Annotated in this window: 20 protein-coding genes; 14 read left to right on the plus strand and 6 right to left on the minus strand. The window is 55.7% G+C overall.

What is annotated here, in order from left to right:
* Window positions 1-4: 4 nt before the first annotated feature.
* Window positions 5-1,036: an alcohol dehydrogenase AdhP gene (adhP, locus tag ACQ3G7_RS11325; RefSeq protein ID WP_061496441.1), complete on the plus strand. Its 1,032-nt coding sequence runs from the start codon at window positions 5-7 to the stop codon at window positions 1,034-1,036.
* 80 nt (window positions 1,037-1,116) lie between these two features.
* Here the strand turns inward: adhP and gap are convergent, their stop codons facing one another.
* From gap to ACQ3G7_RS11345, 4 genes are all read right to left on the minus strand, one after another.
* A complete protein-coding gene (gene gap, locus ACQ3G7_RS11330) occupies window positions 1,117-2,127 on the minus strand; it encodes a type I glyceraldehyde-3-phosphate dehydrogenase (protein ID WP_430889871.1) in 1,011 nt (336 codons plus the stop codon).
* A 79-nt stretch (window positions 2,128-2,206) separates the two neighbouring features.
* The gene (locus ACQ3G7_RS11335) at window positions 2,207-3,187 is read right to left on the minus strand and encodes a GlxA family transcriptional regulator (RefSeq protein WP_430889872.1); all 981 of its coding nucleotides are present in this window, start codon (window positions 3,185-3,187) and stop codon (window positions 2,207-2,209) included.
* 138 nt (window positions 3,188-3,325) lie between these two features.
* The gene (locus tag ACQ3G7_RS11340) at window positions 3,326-3,571 is read right to left on the minus strand and encodes a hypothetical protein (RefSeq protein WP_430889873.1); all 246 of its coding nucleotides are present in this window, start codon (window positions 3,569-3,571) and stop codon (window positions 3,326-3,328) included.
* 375 nt (window positions 3,572-3,946) lie between these two features.
* Window positions 3,947-4,129 carry a con-10 family general stress protein gene (locus ACQ3G7_RS11345; protein WP_430889874.1) on the minus strand — a complete coding sequence of 61 codons (183 nt, stop codon included), beginning with the start codon at window positions 4,127-4,129 and terminating at the stop codon, window positions 3,947-3,949.
* A 531-nt stretch (window positions 4,130-4,660) separates the two neighbouring features.
* Here ACQ3G7_RS11345 and fdhF point away from each other — a divergent pair.
* The 5 genes from fdhF (at window position 4,661) to ACQ3G7_RS11370 (ending at window position 10,761) form a co-directional block, all read left to right on the plus strand.
* On the plus strand, window positions 4,661-7,633 hold the full coding sequence (fdhF, locus tag ACQ3G7_RS11350) for a formate dehydrogenase subunit alpha (protein ID WP_430889875.1): 2,973 nt from the start codon (window positions 4,661-4,663) through the stop codon (window positions 7,631-7,633).
* Window positions 7,633-8,112, plus strand: coding sequence for a DUF1641 domain-containing protein (locus ACQ3G7_RS11355; RefSeq protein WP_430889876.1), 480 nt, complete (start codon window positions 7,633-7,635; stop codon window positions 8,110-8,112). The genes fdhF and ACQ3G7_RS11355 overlap by 1 nt, the downstream gene beginning before the upstream one ends.
* Window positions 8,109-9,491 carry a cytochrome ubiquinol oxidase subunit I gene (locus tag ACQ3G7_RS11360; protein ID WP_430889877.1) on the plus strand — a complete coding sequence of 461 codons (1,383 nt, stop codon included), beginning with the start codon at window positions 8,109-8,111 and terminating at the stop codon, window positions 9,489-9,491. Before ACQ3G7_RS11355 ends, ACQ3G7_RS11360 begins: the two co-directional genes overlap by 4 nt.
* A 2-nt stretch (window positions 9,492-9,493) precedes the next feature.
* Window positions 9,494-10,480, plus strand: a complete 987-nt coding sequence (locus ACQ3G7_RS11365) for a cytochrome d ubiquinol oxidase subunit II (RefSeq protein WP_430889878.1) — start codon at window positions 9,494-9,496, stop codon at window positions 10,478-10,480.
* A 113-nt stretch (window positions 10,481-10,593) separates the two neighbouring features.
* On the plus strand, window positions 10,594-10,761 hold the full coding sequence (locus ACQ3G7_RS11370) for a hypothetical protein (RefSeq protein WP_430889879.1): 168 nt from the start codon (window positions 10,594-10,596) through the stop codon (window positions 10,759-10,761).
* A 267-nt stretch (window positions 10,762-11,028) separates the two neighbouring features.
* Here ACQ3G7_RS11370 and ACQ3G7_RS11375 read toward each other — a convergent pair whose 3' ends face one another.
* The gene (locus ACQ3G7_RS11375) at window positions 11,029-11,619 is read right to left on the minus strand and encodes a TetR/AcrR family transcriptional regulator (protein WP_430889880.1); all 591 of its coding nucleotides are present in this window, start codon (window positions 11,617-11,619) and stop codon (window positions 11,029-11,031) included.
* 144 nt (window positions 11,620-11,763) lie between these two features.
* On the opposite strand from ACQ3G7_RS11375, the gene ACQ3G7_RS11380 reads away from it, so the two are divergent.
* Entirely contained in the window at window positions 11,764-12,156 is a 393-nt protein-coding gene (locus ACQ3G7_RS11380) for a RidA family protein (RefSeq protein WP_263100586.1), read from the plus strand.
* Window positions 12,157-12,208: 52 nt separating this feature from the next.
* Here the strand turns inward: ACQ3G7_RS11380 and katG are convergent, their stop codons facing one another.
* Complete coding sequence (gene katG, locus ACQ3G7_RS11385; protein ID WP_430889881.1) at window positions 12,209-14,389, minus strand: catalase/peroxidase HPI; 2,181 nt, start codon at window positions 14,387-14,389, stop codon at window positions 12,209-12,211.
* Between the two features lie 395 nt (window positions 14,390-14,784).
* Here katG and ACQ3G7_RS11390 point away from each other — a divergent pair, with 395 nt between their 5' ends.
* The 7 genes from ACQ3G7_RS11390 (at window position 14,785) to ACQ3G7_RS11420 (ending at window position 22,893) form a co-directional block, all read left to right on the plus strand.
* Window positions 14,785-16,281, plus strand: coding sequence for an AAA family ATPase (locus ACQ3G7_RS11390; protein WP_430889882.1), 1,497 nt, complete (start codon window positions 14,785-14,787; stop codon window positions 16,279-16,281).
* Between the two features lie 98 nt (window positions 16,282-16,379).
* Entirely contained in the window at window positions 16,380-17,144 is a 765-nt protein-coding gene (locus tag ACQ3G7_RS11395) for an HNH endonuclease (RefSeq protein ID WP_430889883.1), read from the plus strand.
* A gap of 155 nt (window positions 17,145-17,299) precedes the next feature.
* Window positions 17,300-18,973, plus strand: coding sequence for a DUF6138 family protein (locus ACQ3G7_RS11400; RefSeq protein WP_430889884.1), 1,674 nt, complete (start codon window positions 17,300-17,302; stop codon window positions 18,971-18,973).
* A complete protein-coding gene (locus tag ACQ3G7_RS11405) occupies window positions 18,970-19,599 on the plus strand; it encodes a hypothetical protein (protein WP_263100591.1) in 630 nt (209 codons plus the stop codon). Before ACQ3G7_RS11400 ends, ACQ3G7_RS11405 begins: the two co-directional genes overlap by 4 nt.
* A gap of 86 nt (window positions 19,600-19,685) precedes the next feature.
* On the plus strand, window positions 19,686-20,141 hold the full coding sequence (locus ACQ3G7_RS11410) for a transcriptional regulator, SarA/Rot family (protein ID WP_263100592.1): 456 nt from the start codon (window positions 19,686-19,688) through the stop codon (window positions 20,139-20,141).
* A 27-nt stretch (window positions 20,142-20,168) separates the two neighbouring features.
* A complete protein-coding gene (locus ACQ3G7_RS11415; protein ID WP_430889885.1) occupies window positions 20,169-21,347 on the plus strand; it encodes an HlyD family secretion protein in 1,179 nt (392 codons plus the stop codon).
* A gap of 10 nt (window positions 21,348-21,357) precedes the next feature.
* Entirely contained in the window at window positions 21,358-22,893 is a 1,536-nt protein-coding gene (locus ACQ3G7_RS11420; protein ID WP_430889886.1) for a DHA2 family efflux MFS transporter permease subunit, read from the plus strand.
* Window position 22,894: the final 1 nt, after the last annotated feature.

Raw genomic sequence — 22,894 nt, forward strand, 5'->3', positions numbered from 1 at the left:
TGACATGCAACTGAAAACCATGAAAGCGGCGGTAGTCAAAGCGTTTGGTCAACCGCTGGTGATTGAAGAGGTGATGGTGCCTGGCGTTGAGCCAGGCAAAATCCTCGTGAAAATTGAAGCCACGGGGGTGTGCCATACGGATCTGCATGCCGCAGACGGTGACTGGCCGATTAAACCCAACCCGCCGTTTATTCCCGGTCATGAAGGGGTGGGCCGCGTTGTAGCGGTCGGGCCAGGGGTGAAGCATGTAAAAGAGGGCGATCGCGTGGGGGTGCCGTGGCTCTACTCCGCCTGTGGTCACTGTGAGCACTGCCTGGGCGGGTGGGAAACCCTCTGCCATTCTCAGCAGAACGCCGGTTACTCAGTCAACGGCACCTTTGCGGAATATTGCCTGGCGGATGCCAGCTATGTCGGCATCCTGCCGGACAATGTGGAATATCACAGTATTGCGCCGATCCTCTGTGCGGGTGTAACGGTCTACAAAGGTTTGAAAATGACCGAAGCCCGTGCGGGTGAGTGGGTGGTGGTCTCGGGGATTGGCGGACTGGGTCACCTGGCTATCCAGTATGCGGTGGCGATGGGTATGAACGTCGCGGCGGTGGACATCGACGACGATAAGCTGGCGTTTGCCCGCCGTCTGGGCGCATCGGTGGTGGTCAATGCGCGGCAGGAAGATCCCGGCACGCGTTTCCACACCGAGTTTGGCGGCGCACATGGCGTGCTGGTCACGGCGGTTTCGCCCAAAGCGTTTGAACAGGCGACAACCATGATGCGCCGTGGCGGCACGATGGTGCTGAACGGGTTGCCGCCGGGCAAATTTGACCTCTCTATCTTTGATATGGTACTGGATGGCATTACCGTTCGCGGCTCGATTGTCGGGACGCGCAAAGATTTGCAAGAGGCGCTGGATTTCGCCGGGCGTAATAAAGTGCATGCGGAAATTGCCGTTGAACCGCTGGAGAACATCAACAGCATTTTTGAACGTATGCGCGCCGGGAAAATTACCGGGCGTATTGTTGTGGATATGTCGAAGTAACACACTGATAAAACGGGGCGCGATGCCCCGTTTTTGACAGACAAAAAACGACGCCGTGAGGCGTCGTTCAGTCAGCGAACCTACAAACCACGTTTTGCCATCACCTGCGCCAGTTCAACCAGCCGGTTGGAGAAGCCCCACTCGTTATCGTACCAGGCGAGGATTTTCACCAGATTGCCGCCGATCACCAGCGTCGATAGGCCATCAATGATCGACGATCGTGGGTCGCCCTGGTAATCGCTGGAAACCAGCGGTTCGTCGCTGTAGCCAAGAATGCCTTTCAGCGGTCCGGCTTCCGCCGCATTGCGGAAAGCGGCATTCACCTCGTCGACGGTCACGTCGCGTTTGAGGGTCACGGTCAGGTCAACAATAGAGACCACCGGCACCGGAACACGCAATGAATAACCGGTCAGACGCCCCTCCAGCGCCGGGATCACTTTACCCAGCGCCTTCGCCGCGCCGCTGGAATACGGCACGATAGACAATGCTGCCGCCCGCGCGCCGCGCAGATCTTTTTCCGGCTGGTCGTGCAGTGCCTGGCTGTTGGTATAGGCATGGGTGGTGTTCATTAACCCGTGCTCAATACCGAAGGTCTGATGCAGCACCTGCGCCGCCGGGGCAAGGCCGTTGGTGGTGCAACTGCCATTACTGACCACGAAATGGCGCTGTGGATCGTACTGCTCATCGTTGACACCCAGCACGATGGTCAAATCATCGTTTTTACCCGGCGCGGAGATAATCACGCGTTTTGCGCCGCCGTGCGTGATGTGGACTTCGGCTTTTTCACGGTCGGTAAAGAAGCCGGTTGCTTCAATCACAATATCCACGCCCACGTCACGCCACGGAATATTGGCCGGATCGCGCTCGCTGAAGACGCGTACTGCTTTTCCGTCGACCCATAATTGCCCCTCGCCAGCGTCCACCGACACGGGCAGGGTGCCCAGCAGCGAATCGTGTTTCAGTAAATGTGCAAGGGTTTTACTGTCGGTCAGATCGTTGATGGCTACAATGTCCACCTCCGCGTTGCCCAGCGCTGCACGCAGTACATTACGCCCGATCCTGCCAAAACCATTAATGCCGACCTTTACCATGATTGACTCCTTCTTATGCGGTATCTGCGTTTACTGTAGGTCGGCGTTGATTTGGCGTAAACGACAAAAAAGGATCACTTTACGCCAGATTACGGCTGTGGAAGCGCTGGCGATATTCGCCGGGCGTCAGGTGAAGCTGGCGCTCAAAAATGCGCCGCAGATTAATGCTGCTGCCAAAACCGCTGGCTTCGGCCACGCGCTCCAGCGTGTCGCGGGTCTGCTCCAGGCGGTTGCGTGCCTCGGCCAGACGCGCTTCGGCAACATAGCGCGCAGGCGGCGCGCCGGTTTCACGGGTGAAGACACGGGTGAAATTGCGCGGGCTCATTGCCACACGTGCCGCCAGTTTCTCCACGGATAAATCCCCGGCCAGGTTGGCGAGGATCCAGCTTTGCAACTCGCTGATAGGCCCGCTGCTGTTGGCAGGTTGCAGATGAAAACGGCTGAACTGCAACTGCCCACCGGGGCGATGCAGGTACATCACCAGATCCTGCGCCACATCGCGGGCGAGGGTAAAACCGTAGTCGTCTTCCACCAGTGCCAGCGTCAGGTCAAAGCCGGAACTGACCCCGCCGGAGGTCCATACCGGGCCGTCCTGGATATAGAGCGGGCCATGTTCGACCTGTACGCGGGGGAAGCGCGTTTGCAGGGTGTCCAACAGCCGCCAGTGGCTGGTAGCACGACGCCCGTTGAGCAACCCCGCTTGCGCCAACAGCATGGCGCCGCCGCAAATGGAAACCACCCGTCGGGCATGGGGAGCGGCAAGCCGCAGCCAGTCCACCACGGCGGTGCCTTCTTCTTCATCCATACCGCGGCCGGTGATCATGATGGTATCCCGGGGCTCGCGGGGATCAAGTTGTGGCAGCCGGAAGTCAGCCAGCAGGTTTAACCCGGACTGACCATGAATGACCTGGTGGGGTTGCGTGGTGGCGAGGGTGATTTGGTAGCGTGGCTGAGATGCGCCATCCGTATGCAGCCGGTTGGCCTGCATCAGAATATCGGCGACACCCGCGGCTTCGAACAGCATGCCGCCATCAGGGACAATAATCAGAAATGTTTTCATGTCCTGAAAAGTACGCCAATAACATTATAAGTCAACAGGCGTGACGTCGACATTGTGACGAGGGCGCGCAGGGCGCGAAAAAATACCCGGAATGTGCATTCCGGGTAAGCACAACAAGGCACGACACACATCCGTTAATTATTCGTGGCGATCGCCGGGTTGCTTGCGATTCGCCATGGTGGTAACCAGATACTGCTGTACAGGATCAAGCTGTAAAGCTGCATTCTCCTCATCAAGCTGCGGGCTGTTGCTTGCTTCATTGCCGGTAACAAAGGGTTTATAAAGACGGTCATGTTCGAATTCGTCCAGGATCAACCAGCCGACTTCCGCACTGGCGCGTTGGTTAACGAGGACGTTTCTGACGCGTTTAAGTTTGTTCTGCATGCGATTTCCTCCACCGGCACAGGCATCTGCGTCTGTTTCCTCGGCTGCTTCTGAGGCAGCCCTCCACCGGCAACGCCGACAGTGCTGGTTTTTAACTGTTCAGCACTGTTAATCATTTTGGGGCGGATAATATTGCCGGATGGGGGGCAAAATACCATTCCAGAAACAGGGTTATCAGATTAATCATGACTGTCCGGTAACGTTATATTTAAGTGCCGGTTAATAATTGGGGATTTAAATCTTAAACGGATGACTGAATTGTCCTGGCGTTTAATCATATCCTCAATAATTCCCTGTTCGCGTCATCATTAGCGAGCCAAAGCTGGCTCGCTGGTGACGAATCAATACCTGAGTAAAAATAACATCAAGCGTAAACTAATCGCCTGTTTTACGACCACCGCCGTGGCTATTCTGACCGCCTTTTTTGCCTGCTTCGGAAGCACGTTGCGGGTCATGTTTAAAATTCCCGCCACTGTTTTGCCCGCCTTTTCGGCCCGCTTCTGCTGCTCTTTTACGATCTACAGCGAAATTACCTGACCCGCCACGATGTTCAGCCATAATATTTCTCCCGCATTGTTGATGAAATAAACAGCATGGTGTTTTGAGGTATGCCGTTGTGGTTCGGAAATAAATCTAGTCACAGTTCATGAATAGTCAAACGCGGCAGGCGGCAGCATTTTTATAATACTTACAGAGTACCTGTCTGTTAATTGAACAAACCTGTATTTTATCTGTACCTTTAAAATAAAGCACTTAGGGGAAATTCTATAAAAATGGCGTCATCAAGAGCGTGATTGTTCCGTTTTTTGTGTCTGGCAGGAGGGGGGATTGCGCTTTTTTGTTGACATAAATTTACGTTTGATGCGAAAAAATATCATTTTTTCTAATGTTTTTAGGATAACTCTTAAAGAGCCTGCCACGCGGTGGCGAGCCGTTTGGCTCGAAAAGAGCAGGGCGACTACTGTTAGATCTCATAACGGATACGTCACCCACAAATGGCCGACGCAGCGCCGTCGGCAGGCATACTGCAGGCGGATGACCTCATCGGAGCGGGAGTGTACGTACATGACTGTTTGGTGAGGAAGCAAAATGAGCCTGCAAAAATGTACTGTCATCTATGACGGTAAGGCGTTGGTTGGCCTGGCGGATATCCCGCTGATCGACTTTCTGGAGAGCTGCAATATTACATTGCCGCATGTCTGTTACCACCCGGCGCTGGCGCCGCTCCAGACCTGTGATGTCTGTTGGGTGGAGCAGTTGGGAAAACGGGTGCGCGGGTGTACGCTGCGTAGTCAGGAAGGGATGGTTCTCAACTCGGTTGATGAACATGCCCGTGCGGCCCGTGAAGAGGGGATGGATCGCCTGCTGGCTAAGCACGAACTTTACTGCACCGTCTGCGAACACAACACCGGCGATTGCACGTTGCATAACACCATGGTGGATATGCACATTCCCATTCAACGCTACGCCTACCAGCGTAAACCCTATGTCAAAGACGACTCCAACCCGTTTTATACCTACGATCCCGATCAGTGCATCCTCTGCGGTCGCTGTGTCGATGCCTGCCAAAACGTAGAAGTTAATGAAACGCTGAGTATCGACTTCACCCAGGATCATCCACGGGTACTCTGGGATGGCGGCGATCGCATTGCGGGTTCAAGCTGTGTGAGTTGCGGTCATTGCATCACGGTATGCCCCTGTAACGCGTTACTGGAGAAAAGCATGCAGCCGGATGCCGGTCCTTTTACCTCCATGCCTGCTTCGCTAAAGCGTCCATTAATCGATATTGTCAAAACGCTGGAAAATGCCACCGGTGCGGAGATCATCTCCGGGATTTCGGTCATTGACACAACGTTACGCCAGCAGGAGATCAAACGAACAAAAACCGTCTGCACCTACTGCGGCGTCGGGTGCAGTTTTGAAATGTGGACACGTAACCGGCATTTACTGAAGGTGCAACCCGTGACGGATGCGCCGGTCAATGGCATCTCAACCTGCGTAAAAGGGAAGTTCGCCTGGGATTTTATTAACAGCCCTCAACGTCTGACCACGCCGCTAATCCGCGAAAACGACCGTTTTCGTCCGGCAAGTTGGGATGAAGCGTTGGCGCTTGTCGCCCGCAAATTACTGGCGACCCGCGACCAGTACGGTCCGGACAGTATCGGTTTTATTGGTTCAAGCAAGGGCAGCAATGAAGAAGCCTACCTGACGCAGAAAATCGCCCGCGCGATTATTGGCACCAACAGCGTCGATAACTCCTCACGCTATTGTCAGAACCCGGCCACAGAAGGACTGTTTCGTACAGTGGGCTATGGAGGCGATGCTGGCACCGTTGCCGATCTGGTCCAGGCGGATCTGGTGGTGATAGTCGGCAGCAACACGGCGGAAAATCACCCGGTGATCGCTGCCAGACTCAAAGCCGCCAAAAAACACCACGGCCAGAAATGGCTGGTGGTGGATCCGCGTCGTCATGAAATGGCGGAACGCGCTGATGCGCATCTGTGCATTCGCCCGGGTACGGATCTGGTGTGGGCCTCCGCGATGTCGCGCTACATGTTTGACCATGGCTATGCGGATGACGCCTTTCTTGCGGCGCGGGTGAATCAGGTCGCGGAGTACCGCCAGTCACTGGCACCCTTCACCCTTGACTACGCCGCGCAAATCACAGGCTTGCAGGAAGACGCTCTGCGCGAGGCGGCCGAAATGATCGGCCATGCTGAACGGGTATGCATCATGTGGGCAATGGGCATCACCCAGCATAGTCATGGCGCAGATGCCAGCACCGCCTTGTCTAATCTGCTGCTGGTGACGGGCAATTACGGGCGTCCCGGTACCGGAGGATATCCGATGCGCGGACATAATAATGTGCAAGGGGCCAGCGACTTTGGCTGTCTGAAAAATTTCTACCCTGGCTATGAACCCGTAAGCGACCCGCAGGTGCGAAATAAATGGGCAAATGCCTGGAACGTGCCCGCTGAGCGGCTGTCGCTGAAAGTGGGGCAGGATAATTTTATGATGGTGGAGATGGCGCGCAGCGACGCGATCCGCGCCATATATGTGATTAGTGAAGAGACGGCGTTTTCGGATGCGGACGCAGAAAACGTGCATCAGGGCTTTACGAACCTTGATTTCCTGGTGGTTCAGGATCTGTTTCTCAGTCGCACCGCGCAATATGCCGACGTGGTGTTACCGGGCTGCCCGAGCGTTGAAAAAGAGGGCACTTTCGTCAATACCGAACGGCGGATCCAGCACTTCTCAGCGGTGATGACGCCGTTAGGGGAGAGCCGACCCGACTGGCTGATCTTAACCCAACTGGCGGCCTGTATGGGGCATGATTGGGGATATCGTCACCCGGGCGAAATTATGGCTGAAGCGGCCGCTATTGCGGAGAGTTTTGCCGGCGTCAGTTATGCGCGGCTGGAAGGATGGAAGTCACAAATCTGGCCGGTCAGCGCGGATGGCAGCAGTACGCCGTTGCTCTACACGGAGCGTTTTAACACGACGGATGGGCGCGCCACGCTCTTTCCCTTATGCTGGCAGCCGCCAGCGGAAGAGCCGGATGCGTTGTATGATTTGACGCTCAATAACGGTCGTATGCTGGAGCATTTCCAGTCCACCAACCAGAGCGGGCAGGGAGGGCGTACCACCGTGCTTTCACCACACTGGTATGTGGAAGTCAGCCCGGAACTGGCGGCCGCGCGCAGCCTCAACGACGGTGACTGGGTGCGGCTCATTTCGCGACGTGGTGCGCAGGAACTCCCTGTAGTGGTGACCGATCGCGTGCAGGGCCTTGTGCTGTTTATCTCCATTCATCAGGGCAAAGATGGGGTCAATGCACTGACGGGTGAGCACCATGATCCCGCCGTGAATACTCCCGCCTATAAAGAAGTGGCAGTCCGTCTGGAGCCTGTCGACCGTCCCCCTTTCCCTGACCCGTTGCCGACACATAATTTCCGCCATGGCAAACGCACGCCCATCGACAAGGTGCCCGTGGAGGACAAATGGCAGCGCAGTGATTACGTTGAACCCCCGGCAACAGCCACTCATCCGGAGAAATGTTAATGGCGAAAGCAATTGATTATCAGCCGGAACCGGCAAAAATTGGCCCGGATGCCCATGAGGAACTGGAACGATTACTGGAAACGCTGCATCAGCATGGCGTGCTGCGACTGGCAAACGATCTGGTCGCCGCCAATAACGCCGTGGCAAAGGTGCTGGTGCAGGGATTACAGCGGGAAGGCACGCTGAATGTTATGCAGAATATCTCCGTGATCTTGCTGGCGCTTTCCAGCCTCCCGCCGGAGAAAGTCTACAAACTGGCGTTTGGTTTGCGCGATATGGCGGATGCGCTCAGCAAGCAGGACACGGGCAGCGAAGAGAAAGCACCGGGTCTGCAGGGGGCGTGGAAGATGTTGCAGGATGATGAGCTCTGGCAAGCGCTAACGCCGCTGTTCAGGGGTATGCGCGCGTTTTCCCGGCGAATGGCGCAACCGGTGGATAAACCGATTTCGGCCCATACCGGCAAGCCCAGCGACGCGTGATGAGCCCGGAAACCGCTCTGCTGCTGGCGCGAAGCCAGTTCGCCTTTACCATCGGTTTTCACATTGTGCTGGCGGCGTTTACCCTTGGCCTCGCGCAGTGGCTGCTGTTTCTCGAAGTCATGTGGCTCTGGCGCAAACAGCCTGTCTGGCTTGCGTTGTGGCGTTACTGGAGCAAGATTTTCGCGCTGAACGTGGCGATGGGTGTGGTCACCGGCGTGGTGATGGAGTTCGCATTTGGTACCAACTGGAGTGGCCTCGCCAGCCGTGCGGGTGCCGTGTTGGGGCCAATGATGTATATGGAAGTGCTGGTGGCCTTTTTCCTCGAAGCCGGGTTTATGGGCGTGGTGTTGTTCGGCATGGGAAAGGTCCGCCCGTGGGTCCATTTTATGGCGACGACCGTTGTCGCGTTGGGCTCTCTGTTCAGTGCATTCTGGATCCTGGCCGCCAACTCCTGGATGCAAACGCCGGATGGCGTGATTCAGGCGGCTGATGGGCGCTTTATTCCTGTGGACTGGCTGGCAGCCATCATTACTCCCTCTTTTCCCTGGCGCATGGCGCACATGGTGGTGGCTGCGATGCTCGGTACTGCATGCCTGGTCGCCGCCTGCGGTGCATGGCATCTGCTGCGCGATGAGCGGCATCCGGCGGCGCGCCAGATGTTCTCTTTGTCCCTGTGGCTGCTGGTGGTGATGACGCCGGTGCAAATCGTGCTAGGGGATCTGCATGGCGAAAATACCCGTGATCATCAACCGATTAAACTGGCGGCCATGGAGGGGACATGGGATCCGCCGCCGCCTGGCGCAGGCGAGCCGATGCGGCTGTTTGCCGTGCCGGATATGGCGCAGCGCCGTAATCACTGGGAGGTGGCTATTCCGGATATTGGCTCGCTCTATTTACGCCACAATCTTACGGGACGGATCCACAGCCTCAACCACTATCCGCCAGAGGATCTTCCCTGGGTGCCGGGGGTGTTCTGGTTATTTCGCATTATGGTCGGTCTGGGTCTGCTGATGCTGGCGGCGGGAATTGCCGGACTGGTGGTGCGGCTGCGTGGTCGGTTGTGGCGAGCGCGGTGGTTACAGTGGTCGATGGTGCTGATGGCACCCGCTGGGTTCACCGCCATGCTGGCGGGCTGGGGAGTCACGGAAATCGGCCGTCAACCGTGGGTTGTGTACGGTTTGCTTCGTACGGCGCATAGCGTTTCGCCTGTTTCACCCGCACTGGTGCTCGGCTCTCTGGTGGTGATCGTTGTGGTCTATCTGACGCTGTTTGCGCTGGGCCTGTGGTTTCTATTGCGCCTGATGTCGCAACCGCCGCATCCGGATGAAGAGGGCGTGATGCCGGATGTTGCCCTTCGCAGCGGGACGGGGAGGACTTAATCATGCAAGAAATCGGGGGCTTTCCCTGGCTTGAGATACTTTCCGCCGCGGCGCTGGCGATCAGTTTATGGATTTATCTCCTGCTTGATGGCACGGACTTAGGCGTCGGTATGCTTTGCGCCTTCCAGCGTAGCCTGGAGGCGCGGCATATCATCAATCTTTCGCTGCTGCCGGTGTGGGATGGGAATGAAACCTGGCTGGTGCTGACGGTTGGCGCGTTGCTCGGTTTGTTTCCGCTGGCGTATGGCATTGTGCTTAGCGCGCTGTATGTGCCGGTGTTTATGATGCTGCTGGCGCTGGTCGTGCGGGGAATGGCGATTGAGTATCGTCACTATGCGCCGAGTCTGTTCGACACGTTGCTGGTCGTCGGTTCGCTGCTCACCGCGCTGACGCAGGGTATCATCTTCGGCACGCTGCTACAGGGCATTCCAACCGATGGGCAGCACTATACCGGCAACGGTGTGGAGTGGCTGCGTCCTTTTCCTCTCTATTGCGGCATGGCGCTGGCATCAGGTTATTGCGTGATGGGGGCCGGTTGGCTGATTTGGCGCTGCACTGGCGAACTGGAAGTGTGGGGGCGACACATGATCCGCTGGCTGGTCGTACTTGCGGGTGTATTGCTTGGTGGTCTCCTGGCATGGAGTACGCGGCTGCCGACCGGGGGAGGCGAGCATTGGCAACACCTGTGGCTCTGGTTGCCGTTGGCGATCGCTGCACTGTCGGCGGCAGCGATGTTGGCATTCGGCCTGCTGCGGCGCTGGGCTTTTGTTCCGCTGGCAAGTGTGTTGGTGATGGCCAGTTGCGCTTTTATCGCCCTGATAGCCGCCGTTTTCCCGTGGATTGTTCCGCCGACGCTCACCCTTCACCAGGCTGTTGCGCCTGCGTCAACCCAGCGCTTTCTGCTACTGGCTTTTGCCATCCTGACGCCGATTACGCTGCTTTACAACACCTGGGCATTTCGCATTTTTAGTGGGAAAATTTCGGGTTAGTTTCCAGAAATCGGTCTATAAAGTAAGGGCGAGAATCTTAACCAGGCAGTCACCCTGCACGGAGATGTTTCATGGCTATAGCAAAAGCGTATAATTTAAAGCAGGCATATCAAATGATTAGCTCAGGAAAGCACACTGAAGTCGAGCTGGCGTTTGATGTCGATGCCGATGCGTTTTTTATGTTATCGACAAATTACGGCATGACCGGGGCGAAAATTACCCGTCGCGATAATCATTTTGTGCTGCGGCTCGAAGCGGAAGCGTCCTCTGCTTCTCACTGAGTGACGACGGTTGTTGGTAAGTATTACCTTCGGGTGGCAATGTGTGAGCATCGCCGTCCGAAAACAGTTTTTCTCCCATTTTTGTGGCTGTCATCTCTGCGTTACATTGATGCCGTTAAATAACCACGAGCCTGGCCACTGACACTGCTTCATCCGGCTTATGGCTTCATTGGTTGTTACCTCATCTTTACGCCAGCCGGTTTGCGGGCGTACACAAACTCGTTATCTGTCATTGTTCCCGGCCATGTGCCGGTTTTTTTTTATCGATCAACGCGCGCGAAGACCGCTTGCCAGCTGCGTGAAGGCGTCTATCACTTTTGGCAGCGTGGCCTGCGGATCCTCGCTGGCGGCTACCCACAGGGCGGCATTGAGTGCCGCGCCATTAAGCAAACGGGCGGCGGCCTCCACGTCGACGGGGTTCATTATGCCATCACGCACCATTTCGCTTACCGCTTCGCGCGTGGCCTGTAAACAGGCATTCTGGCTGGGCCAGCGTGAGGGATCGCCAAGAAAAGCGGGGCCATCCAGCAGCACAATGCGCTGTACTTCAGCATCGAGCGCCATTTCGATATAAGCGATGCCTTCCGCCAGCAGCCTTTCCCAGGGGGAGGTGATCTCTGCCGCACGGTTTCTGGCGCGTAATGCCATTTCGCTGTCCAGTTGGGCGACAACGGCAGCGAGCAACCCTTGTTTATCACCAAAATTATGATACAGCGCACCGCGTGTCAGGCCGACACTGGCGGTTAATTCGTCCATGGATGCGGCGGCAAATCCTTTCTCCGCAAATGCCTTACGGGCGGCGGTAACCAGTTTGCTGCGGTTCTCTTCCATCGTTTCAGCGCGACGTTTGGCGGCCATACTCTCTCCTGTATTCAAATACGCATCGTATGTGAATTGACATACGCCGCGTATGTGTGTTTTATTTCACATACGGCGTGTATATTAAATCATTGCTGCCCGCCGTGCATCCGTCCTTAACCGGCTATCAGCTAAAGGTGACTTATGATATTGCGTGAACCCATTTTCCCCGCTAACCGCCATGCGCTGTATGAGGAGCATGGTTATTCTGCGGCAATACGCTCCGGCGATTTAGTGTTTGTCTCCGGTCAGGTTGGCAGCCGCAGCGATGGCAGTCCGGAACCGGATTTTGCCGCACAGGTGCGACTCGCATTTGATAATTTACAGGCCACGCTGGCTGCTGCCGGTTGTTCTCTGGATGACATTATCGATGTCACCACTTTTCATACCGATCCTGAAAATCAGTTTGCGACGATTATGCAAGTGAAGCAGGCGATATTTCCGCAGCCGCCGTACCCCAACTGGACGGCAGTTGGCGTCACCTGGCTTGCGGGGTTTGATTTTGAAATCAAGGTGATTGCCCGCATGCCGTCATAAAAAAAGCCTGCGAACCTTTTCAGGCATCGCAGGCTTTATTGGCGAGAGAGGCTTACAGCAGGTCGAAGCGATCCAGGTTCATCACTTTCGTCCACGCGGCGACGAAATCAGCAACAAATTTCTGTTTGCCATCGTCGCTGGCGTACACTTCCGCCAGCGCGCGCAGGATGGAGTTAGAACCAAACACCAAATCGGTACGCGTTGCCGTGTATCTCACTTCACCGCTCTTACGGTCGCGGCCTTCGAACAGCTCGGCTTTTTCGTCAGTGGCTTTCCATACGGTGCGCATGTCCAGCAGGTTGACGAAGAAGTCGGTGCTCAGCACGCCCGGTTTATCGGTAAAGACACCGTGTTGGCTGCCATCGTAATTTGCACCCAGCACACGCAGGCCGCCAACCAGCGCGGTCATTTCCGGTGCGGTCAGCGTCAGTTGCTGTGCTTTATCAATCAGCAGCGTTTCGGTGGTAATACCGTCCCACACGCGACGATAATTGCGGAAACCATCCGCCAGCGGCTCCATCAGACGAAAGGACTCAATATCGGTCTGATCCTGGCGTGCATCCACGCGGCCCGGCGTAAAGGGCACCGTCACCTGCACACCCGCCGCTGCTGCCGCTTTCTCGATGCCGACAACCCCCGCCAGCACAATGACATCCGCCAGTGAGGCTTTCGCCGATGTTTTCTGGATGCTTTGCAAGGCTGGCAGCGCGTTTGCCGCAATGGCATTCACCTCCCACTCTTTTTGCGGCGCCAGTGCCAGGCGTGCGCCGTTTGCGCCGCCGCGTTTATCACCGCCACGGAAGGTGGAGGCCGACGCCCAGGCCACCGAGATCAGCTCGCTAACGGATAAACCGGACTCGCCGATAGCCGCTTTCAGGTTGGCGATATCTGCGCCATTCGGCTGATGAACCGCTGCTGGCAACGGATCCTGCCAAATCAGATCTTCTTTTGGCACTTCCGGGCCGATATAACGGGATTTCGGCCCCATGTCGCGGTGGGTCAGTTTGAACCAGGCGCGGGCAAAGGCTTCATTGAAGGCTTGTGGATCGTTGAGGAAACGACGGGAAATCTTCTCGAAATCCGGGTCGAAACGCAGCGTCAAATCGGTAACCAGCATCGTCGGTTTGCGTTTTTTCGCCGGGTCGAACGGGTCAGGAATGATCTCTGGCGCATCTTCGGCAACGAACTGAATAGCTCCCGCCGGGCTGCGGGTCTGCACCCATTCGTATTTGAACAGGTTTTCGAAGAAGTAGTTGCTCCATTGCGTTGGCGTTTGCGTCCAGACCACTTCCAGCCCGGAGGTAATGGCGTCTGCTCCCGCACCGCTGCCGTAGTCGCTTGACCAGCCAAGGCCTTGTGCTTCCAGCGGTGCGGCTTCCGGTTCCGGGCCGACATGGCTGGCGGGTGCCGCGCCGTGGGTTTTACCCAGCGTGTGACCACCGGCAATCAGGGCGACGATCTCTTCATCATTCATCCCCATATTGCCAAAGGTGGCGCGGATGGCGGCACCGGCGGAGGTAGGTTCGCCGCTGGCGTTCGGGCCTTCCGGGTTAACATAAATCAGCCCCATTTCGGTGGCGCCAATGGCCGCCTGGGCGAGGCTTTCCGGATGGCGGTGCGTCAGCCACTCTTTCTCGTTACCCCAGTCGATGTCGAGATCCGGTTCCCAAACGTCTTCACGACCCGCACCGAAACCAAAAGTGCGGAAACCGGCATTTTCCAGCGCCACGTTACCGGCGAGGATAAAGAGATCGCCCCAGGAAATTTTCTGACCGTATTTTTGCTTCACCGGCCACAGCAGGCGGCGGGCTTTATCGAGGCTTACGTTGTCCGGCCAGGAGTTAAGTGGGGCGAAACGTTGCTGACCCCGTCCGGAACCGCCACGACCATCCACGGTGCGATAGGTTCCTGCGCTATGCCAGGCCATACGAATAAACAGCCCGATATAGGTGCCCCAGTCTGCTGGCCACCACGCCTGCGAGTCGGTCAGCACACCGCGGATGTCGGCTTTCAGCGCGGAATAATCCAGCTTTTTGAATTCTTCGCGGTAATTAAAGGTGGCATCGAAGGGATTGGAACGGTTGGAATGCTGATTCAGCAAGTCTACGCGCAGTTGATTTGGCCACCAGTCACGGTTACTGGTTGTGCGGCCCGCTTCCGGCGATGTTTTTTTCTCATGAAAAGGGCATTGCCCGGCGGATGAGGTGTGGGATTGATCGTCTGACGTGCTCATATCTGGCTCCATTTGCTTTATGTCATGCCGTTACGATATACACTGCTTCCTGTTAAAGGTATTTGAATGAATCTACAGATTTGATAGCTAATACCTTTCTATCGGCGCGCAAAAAAACCGACAGAAAAGCAATAAATGAACTACTCACCCATAAACATTAGCAATTCCGTCACTGCCGTTGCGGTTTTTTTCGCATTGAAAGTGGTTTTGCGGTTGCGTACGCAAAAAAAGATAACGTGATTACCTGCGAGTAGCCTTCAGAGGAAGGGGACGGTTCCCCCCAGAAAACAGGGGGCGCGAAGAGTGGTCATCCGGCAGGCGGTATTTATATAATTCGGGAAAATCAATAAGAGTGATGTGACTTCTCTGGTTATTGGGTCTCCGATGGAGGAACCATGCTGCACACAATCCGTATCGTAAACAGAATTAACGAGATTCCCGCTGATAGCGCAAATACCCTCTATTTGCTTCCCGACAGTTGGGATGACTGGGGCACTTTCCGTAACAAATATTACGTCATCTATTACACCCACTTTGGTAACCGCGAAGATTTGGGTTATATCAAAATCGGTTGCCCGCTGGAGTGGCTTGATGATCGCCGACCGATATTAGACGCGGTGTTACCTGCTCTGCCGCAAGGCTATTACGCATTGGGGCAGTCGGGGGAATATTATCAACGCGTTCGCGATCTGGGGCCTGAAACCGCGCGCGACATCCTGACAAAACTGAATGATGTGGTCTGGGATCGGCAACTGTATCTGCGACATCAGGATGACCAGGCGATGCGGGATTCCTTACAGCGTTATGTCTCCAGAACAACCATTGAGGGGCAATTTCGCAATATTTTGCAAGGGCGCGCGGCGCTGACCGAGTTCCACTTTACCTACCAAAAGCAGTATCAACCGCTGCATATTGATTTTGATGTTTATCCTGAGTCGGTACCGCCAACCAATATCCACGTGCTGATTGGCAGCAACGGCGTGGGTAAGTCGACGATATTAAATGAGATCGCCGATATCGTTGTCGGTCGTGCCGCCAGCGAAGACGCTAATATTTACATTAACGATGGCAGCATTTTTGCCAACGTGATTGCCATGTCGTTTGGTGCGTTTGAGAAATTCAACCCGCAATCCATCGAGAGACGCAGCCAGAATCAGGTGACCTACTCCTATATCGGTTCGAAGAAAATCACGGAACTCGACGGTGAAACGTTGACCATCGGCAAAACCATGGATGATTTTTTCAACGAGTTTTACCAGAGTCTGCAAGCCTGTCGCTATGAACCGAAAAAAACACTGTTTCTCAACTGCGTCGAACATTTTCGCTACGACCCGATTTTAGCCGCACTGGCGCTGCCGGAATTGCTGGCGGAGTCTGATGACCGGCAGCGGCTTCACGCAGCCTTTAATGGGCTGAGTTCCGGGCATAAGATTGTGGTTCTCAGTGTTGCGAAAATTATCGAAGTCATTGAAGAAAAAACCTTATTACTGATTGATGAACCCGAAACACATCTTCACCCGCCGCTGTTGTCTGCGTTAATTCGTCTGCTATCGACGCTGCTTGCCGAGTGCAACGGCGCGGCGATCATCGCCACCCATTCGCCGGTGGTATTGCAGGAAACGCCGAAACGCTGCGTGACGGTACTCTATCGTGACGGTGACACTGTAACGTCTGAGCGCCCCGAGCGAGAAACCTTCGGTGAAAACGTCTCTGTGCTGACCCGCTCGGCCTTTAACCTGGAATTGTCCCGCACCGGTTACGTCAACCTTATCCAGCAGATGGTGGATGAGTATCGCTATTTCGACAAAGTTTACCGGCAATTCGGCGAGGAATTGGGAAGTGAGGCGTTAGCCATCCTCAGCGCATTAAGCGACGATGAAGGGGATATCTGAGTATGTACGAGCTACCGTTACCGACCGAACACCCTTTTGACATTTTTTCCTGCTTAGTGCCCGGCACGAAATTCGCCACATTGTTAGCGAATTCTGATGTGAGAGACAGCGTTTGGTTTTTTGACGAAATTTATCGAATTAAAGGCGCGACCGCGTCGCTCAATACGCTGCCGGTACTGAAGAAAGCGTTTTTACACCAGATGAGCAAAGAGGAGATGAAAAGTCTCTATAAAAACCGGCTGGTGGACAGTAAGGACGGACGTGATATTTACAATGCTATTATGAAAACGGCGATTAATCGCACCTGTCCGCTGTGCAGTTTGCGTAAAGTCAGCACGCTCGATCACTATCTGCCTCAGGCCCACTACCCACAATATACGTTGCTGCGCGTGAACCTGTATCCGGCCTGCATTGAGTGTAATAAAGCCAAAACCGACAAAGTGAATCCCCGCAAAGCGAAGCAAACGTATCATCCCTTTTTTGACAAACTGAAAGGGATCCTATGGCTGTCGGCGGAATACCGGGACGATCCTTCTCCGGCGTTGCACTATTACGTGGATGGCAATGTGCCGAACGCCTACGCATTGCGGGACAGAATGCGTTATCACTTTAACGAACTGTCATTGGGCGATCTGTATGCCAGCTATGCCGGGCAGGCATTTTCGGATATCAAGGATGCGTTGCAGGGGATTTACCGCAGAAAAGGTGCGGCGGGCGTGCAGAAATATTTGGCGCGTCAGTGGCGTTCGTATCGCAAATCCAATCCCAATAGTTGGGAAACGGTATTCTATGAAACACTGAAAAATTGCCCCGCCTTCTATAGCGGCGGGTTCAATAATATCGCCATGATCACATTCCCGTGATGGCATATGGGGCTCCGCGCTGACGCGTCAGGGCTGGCCCCGCGTACCCGGCTGAAGATGGCAGCGCCGGCGCTTTACGTCCCACTAAATTCCGCACTTGTGTCTTCAAAATCATCAGGTTATAAAAACAGTTCACCACAACAAAGGATGATGTGATGGCTGTCGTTACCCCGTTTCCCGTTGAACGCGCGCTGGCTGTGGTTAACCGCTGGTTTGATGAAACCACCGCCCGACATGCGCCGTCTCAGGCTGCATTCCCCACTGAAGATAACCCCTTGCGGGCGGCGGATTATGCGCTGACCGTTAATTGCGATGCACAACGCATCACGCTGGAGAGTGATGCCGAACGGTTTCGGGAAAACGACGCTGATTCGGACGACTGGCTGGGCGCCTTAACCGCAGAAGAGGTGAACAGGGTCTGGATCCCGGCCATCACCTCGCTTATCGAACAACGATTGCACGCCGCGTTTAATTACTACCGCTTTCGCGTTGACGCGCGTTTCGCCACCTGCGACGGCCTGCTGGCCGTCACCCTGCTGGATGTGGTTAATACAGCGAAAATCGACCAGCTTCGCTGCGCAATGGAAAGCTGGCAACGCCAGGTACTGGAAGAGGGCGATGCCCCGACGGATACCAACTCAACGCTGTTTTATTGCAGTAATGCGCTCAACACGGATTTGTACCCGCAGCCGGATATTGCCGGGCTGCTGCGTGGCTGCGCGCGCATTGAGCAGTTAAACCGCAGCCATCCGGCACTGGCGGAACATCGCCACTGGATGGTCTTCCAGTTGAGTGAATGGATCGAACAGCACTTTTTACCCCGTTACTTTACGGTGGAAAAATCGGGCTGGGGCGAGCGCCACTATCACCTGAAGCCGCAAGCGACGTTACTTGTTGATAGCGAGGATGGCGCGCAACCGCTCGATCTGCTGCTGTATGTGGCAGTGCTGATCCTGCGTTTTGAACCGAGCTACAGTAAACCGACCGGCTTGCAGTATCTGGCGCTGGCGCAGCAGTTGGGCAGTGAAAAAGCCGGGCGCTATCTGCGGGAAGGCAGCGGGACGCTGGCGGACTGCGAACACCGGAGTCCGCAGATGCATGGCTGCGCCAATGACGTGCTGGCGCACATTACGCTGCATATGCGCGAGGAGTCCTGTGCGGCGTATCAGCAGGCTCTCGACTTTATTGTGCGGTTACTGGAGCAGGGGTTCCCGCGTCATTACCACATCACACTGAAGTCGACAGTGAAAGCCCTTCTGCCGGTTAAAGGCCTCGCGCGCTCCGATACGCACCGTTTTTTTGCGAATTCGCTGGGCTATCCGGAGCTGCATGGGGTGCTGGAGCGCTATGCGCGTGTGGCTATCCACCAGTATGAATGGTATGCCGATGCGGAAGCGGAAAAAAACTGTATGCCCGGCAGCTATGCCGTCTTCGGGCTGGCACTGACCAGTGCGCGTTATTTCCCGCTGCTCTGCGACTACATGTCGCAGGTGGATGATGAACATCAATCGGTACAGGATGCGTTTATCAGCGCCTTTATCGGGCATTACCGGTTGAATGAACAGACGCTGCCGGTGCTGGTTTGCTGTTTATGTCGCGCCACCGGGGCGCTGAAGATCAAACTCCAGTCGCAACTGGATGATGAATCCCTCCTGCGTCTGCTGGCAGCACAGCTGGCACGGTTACCGTCTCACAGCGTCGAACATATTCTGACGCTGGTGTGGGGGAAACGGGATAAGGTCGTGAAACTGGCGGCAAAAGCCGACGGCGATAAACAAAGTCTCTACCAGGCGCTGCTGCGTGCGGCGGACAAGGACGGCAATGTATGAGCTATATCGACGGTTACGATCATGAACTGATTGGTCAGTTAGGGTATCTGCCCATTTACCATCCACTGGAGAAGATCGACGGGGAAGGATGGGGGGCCTACGATTTCAGCGCCACGCCGGAGAATTTGGTGCTTGGCGGCGGCAGCGGCGAGCATCCGGGGCTGGTGGTGCACCATTTGCCGATGCTGGCGACCCGCTTTCTGTATGCGCAGTTGAGCGATGCAGAAGAAGCGACGTTAAGCGACGGGCAGAAAGCATTTTTAGATGATCTCTACTATGCCGGGGAGGCGTTGGAGTTTTGCTGCTGGAGCGTAGCAGATTACGCCCGCTTGCAGACGATGGCGGAGAGCCCGACCTTTATGAACCCGGTCACCGCCGAAGAGCGGGTCGAGAACTGGATTGAAAAGTCACTGGGTGAACTGGTCTGGTATGCGCTACCCGATCTGAACCCGCATCACCAGGCACTACAGGATATCTTCCAGCGTTTTGATATTTACCCCGCGATGCGCAATGTCACCATTGAACCCCCGGGCTACCCGCCAGGCGGCGGCAGAATCATCGAGAATGGCCGCGTGAAATGGGGTCATTGCCGTTGGCATGGTGGCACAACGGAACGGCAAAACTGACAAAACGTGCGGTCTTCTTGACACTCCATTGACAGTTGGCTGCCTGGTCAGTAATTTCATTTGTAATTATTGACCAGGCAAATATCATGACAAACCCTACTGATATTCCCACCCCCCGGCTTCATCTTGGTTTGCTGATCCACCTTGCAAACCAGTTCAAAGACCAGTTGATCAGCCACTATTTCTCCGCAACCGACATTACTGCGGCGCAGTTCAAGGTACTGATCAGCATCTATAAAGGGTTCAACAGCCCGGTGGAAGTCAGCAAAAACCTGCTGATGGACGCGGGTGCCATGAGCCGCATGCTTGAGCGCATGGTGAAGCGCGAGTTAATTGTGCGTAACACCAATCAGGACGATAAGCGCCAGGTCATTCTTGGACTGACCGACAAAGGGCGGGCGATTTGCGACCGTTTCCAGAATGAGGCGCTGGCCACCATTCTCGGAACGCTGACAGAACGCCTGACGCCAGACGAAGCGCAACAACTCGTTGCGCTGCTGATCAAAATGCTGCCGGATGAGGCCACCCGCCCCCATCGCTAAGCTGTCCTGAATAAGGTTACGATTAAGATGCAAACTCCTTCTGCCCAACCGGAACGTGCGCCGGGTAAACGTAAACGCAACTTCGCCATTCTGTTCATTGTGCTGCTGCTGATCGCCGCAGGCTGCTGTGCCTGGTATTTCCTGTATGCCCGTTATTATGAAACCACCGATGATGCGTACGTGAACGCCAACCTGGTGACGCTGACGCCGCAAATCTCCGGTACGGTCACCCTGGTTGCCGTTGACGAAGGTGACTATGTGCAAAAAGGCCAACCGCTGGTGCGGCTGGATCCCAGCGACACGCAAATTGCACTGCAACAAGCGGAAGCCAACCTGGCCAGCACCGTGCGTCAGGTGCGCGGTTTATACAGCACTGTCGATAATTACCGTGCGCAGGTCGAGGCGAAAAAAGTGGCGTTGCAAACGGCGCAAAATGACTATGCGCGCCGACAGAAGATTGCCGCCAGCGGTGCCATCGCCCCGGAAGATCTGGCGCATTACCGCGATGCGGTGACCAGCGCCAAAAGCGACCTTGCCGCCGTGCAACAGGCGTTAAGCACGAATCTGGCGATGGTGGATGACACGGTTATCGACAGCCATCCGGAAATCAAAAGCGCCGTTGCCACGCTGCGTCAGCGTTTTCTCGACAACGCGCGCAGCACCATTGTCGCGCCCGTTAGCGGCTTTGTTGCCAAGCGCGCGGTGCAGCTTGGCATGCGGGTCGACTCCGGCACCACCCTGATGTCGATTGTTCCGCTGGATCAGGTGTGGGTTGACGCCAACTTTAAAGAGAGCCAGATGAACACCATGCGTCTGGGGCAAAAAGTGACGCTGACGGCGGATCTCTACGGCGAAGATGTCGAGTACCAGGGCACCATTGAAAGCCTGGGCATCGGCACCGGTAGCGCGTTCTCTCTGCTGCCCGCGCAGAATGCCAGCGGTAACTGGATCAAAATCATCCAGCGTTTGCCGGTGCGCATCACGCTCGATCCGCACGATATGGAGAAGCATCCGTTGCGCGTCGGGTTGTCGATGTTCGTGCGCGTCGATATCCGTAATACCGAGGGGCATCTGTTACCCCAGCAGACCGTGGCTGCACCGCGCTTTACCACAGACGTGTACCAGAACGCGCTGGACCAGGCCGATCAACTGGTGGCGAAAATTCTTCATGACAACAACCAGACGGTAGCGTCCAACGCCCGCTAAGAGAGACGTTATGCAAGATAAGTCGGCGTTTACGCCACCCAGCCTGCTGCTGGCGACTATCGCGTTGTCGCTGGCGACCTTTATGCAGGTGCTGGACACCACCATTGCCAACGTCGCGCTGCCGACTATCGCCGGTAACCTTGGCGTCAGCTCCGATCAGGGCACGTGGGTTATTACCTCGTTTGCGGTGTGCAACGCGATTGCACTGCCGCTGACCGGGTGGTTTACCCGTCGCTTTGGTCAGCTCAGGTTATTTGTCGGATCGGTGGCACTGTTTACGCTGACCTCGTTTTTGTGCGGTTTCGCCCACAGCATGACCGAGCTGATCATTTTCCGTGCGTTGCAGGGCTTCTTCGCCGGGCCGATGTTCCCGATGTGTCAGACGCTGCTGTTGGTGATTTTCCCCACCAGTAAACGCAGTATGGCGCTGGCGTTGCTGTCGATGGTGACGGTGGTTGCGCCGATTGTCGGGCCGATTACCGGTGGCTGGATCACCGATAACTACTCCTGGCCGTGGATTTTTTATATCAACGTGCCAATTGGTATTTTTGCCGCCGTGGTGGTGTGGACGCAACTGCGCGCCCGCGAAGAGACCACCGTGTCATCGCCCATCGATTATGTCGGTATTGCGTTGCTGGTGCTGGGTGTCGGGTTGTTGCAGGTGGTGCTGGATAAGGGCAACGATCTGGACTGGTTCGCCGCGCCGGAAATCATCGTCATGTCGGTGCTCTCGGCGATTGCGCTGGTGTCGTTCGTGATTTGGGAACTGGGGGAACGCCATCCGATTGTCAACCTGCGGCTGTTTAAGGATCGTAACTTTGCCATCGGTACGCTGACGCTGACGCTGGGCTATGCCGCCTTTTTCGCCATTAACATCATCCTGCCGCAGTGGCTGCAAACGCAAATGGGCTATACCGCCATCTGGGCCGGGCTTGCTGCCGCGCCGATGGGTTTTCTGCCGCTACTGCTGACGCCGTTTATCGGCCGCTATGCCAACAAGGTGGATTTGCGCATTCTCGCCACGCTGTCGTTTCTGACCATGGGGGCATCCTGCCTGATCCGCGCGCAGTTTAATACCAGCGTCGATTTCCGCACCGTGGCGGAAGTGCAGATGTTTATGGGGATCGGCGTGGCGTTTTTCTTTATGCCGATCACCACCATTGTGCTGTCGAACCTGCACGGCCAGGAAGTGGCGGAAGGGTCCGGCCTGGCGACCTTCTTCCGCGTGCTGGGCGGTTCGTTTGCCTCTTCACTGACCACCTGGATCTGGTCGCGGCGCGAGGTTTATCATCATGCGTCACTCACGGAGAGCGTGTCGGTCTACAACCCTGCAGCCATGGACTATCTGCATAAGATGGGCGGCACAACGCAGCAGCACCTGGCGGCGGTGGATAAAACCATTGAGCAGCAAGCGTATATGATGTCGACCATCGACTATTTCTGGCTGTTAGGCTGGGGCTTTATGGCATTGATGGTGGTGATTTGGTTTGCACGTCCTCCGTTTGTGCGTTCCGGTGCGCCGGGCGCGCCATCGGCCGGGCATTAAT

It is taken from the genome of Kosakonia sp. N21, from assembly GCF_050587465.1.
Classification (GTDB): domain Bacteria; phylum Pseudomonadota; class Gammaproteobacteria; order Enterobacterales; family Enterobacteriaceae.

Excerpts from the sequence above, each read along its gene's own strand:
- katG (WP_430889881.1), bottom strand. The coding sequence starts at position 14,389 with ATGAGCACGTCAGACGATCAATCCCACACCTCATCCGCCGGGCAATGC.
- gap (WP_430889871.1), bottom strand. The coding sequence starts at position 2,127 with ATGGTAAAGGTCGGCATTAATGGTTTTGGCAGGATCGGGCGTAATGTA.
- ACQ3G7_RS11375 (WP_430889880.1), bottom strand. The coding sequence starts at position 11,619 with ATGGCCGCCAAACGTCGCGCTGAAACGATGGAAGAGAACCGCAGCAAA.
- ACQ3G7_RS11410 (WP_263100592.1), top strand. The coding sequence starts at position 19,686 with ATGACAAACCCTACTGATATTCCCACCCCCCGGCTTCATCTTGGTTTG.
- ACQ3G7_RS11420 (WP_430889886.1), top strand. The coding sequence starts at position 21,358 with ATGCAAGATAAGTCGGCGTTTACGCCACCCAGCCTGCTGCTGGCGACT.
- ACQ3G7_RS11390 (WP_430889882.1), top strand. The coding sequence starts at position 14,785 with ATGCTGCACACAATCCGTATCGTAAACAGAATTAACGAGATTCCCGCT.
- ACQ3G7_RS11345 (WP_430889874.1), bottom strand. The coding sequence starts at position 4,129 with ATGGCTGAACATCGTGGCGGGTCAGGTAATTTCGCTGTAGATCGTAAA.
- ACQ3G7_RS11405 (WP_263100591.1), top strand. The coding sequence starts at position 18,970 with ATGAGCTATATCGACGGTTACGATCATGAACTGATTGGTCAGTTAGGG.
- ACQ3G7_RS11340 (WP_430889873.1), bottom strand. The coding sequence starts at position 3,571 with ATGCAGAACAAACTTAAACGCGTCAGAAACGTCCTCGTTAACCAACGC.
- ACQ3G7_RS11355 (WP_430889876.1), top strand. The coding sequence starts at position 7,633 with ATGGCGAAAGCAATTGATTATCAGCCGGAACCGGCAAAAATTGGCCCG.
- ACQ3G7_RS11415 (WP_430889885.1), top strand. The coding sequence starts at position 20,169 with ATGCAAACTCCTTCTGCCCAACCGGAACGTGCGCCGGGTAAACGTAAA.
- ACQ3G7_RS11400 (WP_430889884.1), top strand. The coding sequence starts at position 17,300 with ATGGCTGTCGTTACCCCGTTTCCCGTTGAACGCGCGCTGGCTGTGGTT.
- adhP (WP_061496441.1), top strand. The coding sequence starts at position 5 with ATGCAACTGAAAACCATGAAAGCGGCGGTAGTCAAAGCGTTTGGTCAA.
- fdhF (WP_430889875.1), top strand. The coding sequence starts at position 4,661 with ATGAGCCTGCAAAAATGTACTGTCATCTATGACGGTAAGGCGTTGGTT.
- ACQ3G7_RS11335 (WP_430889872.1), bottom strand. The coding sequence starts at position 3,187 with ATGAAAACATTTCTGATTATTGTCCCTGATGGCGGCATGCTGTTCGAA.
- ACQ3G7_RS11365 (WP_430889878.1), top strand. The coding sequence starts at position 9,494 with ATGCAAGAAATCGGGGGCTTTCCCTGGCTTGAGATACTTTCCGCCGCG.
- ACQ3G7_RS11370 (WP_430889879.1), top strand. The coding sequence starts at position 10,594 with ATGATTAGCTCAGGAAAGCACACTGAAGTCGAGCTGGCGTTTGATGTC.
- ACQ3G7_RS11380 (WP_263100586.1), top strand. The coding sequence starts at position 11,764 with ATGATATTGCGTGAACCCATTTTCCCCGCTAACCGCCATGCGCTGTAT.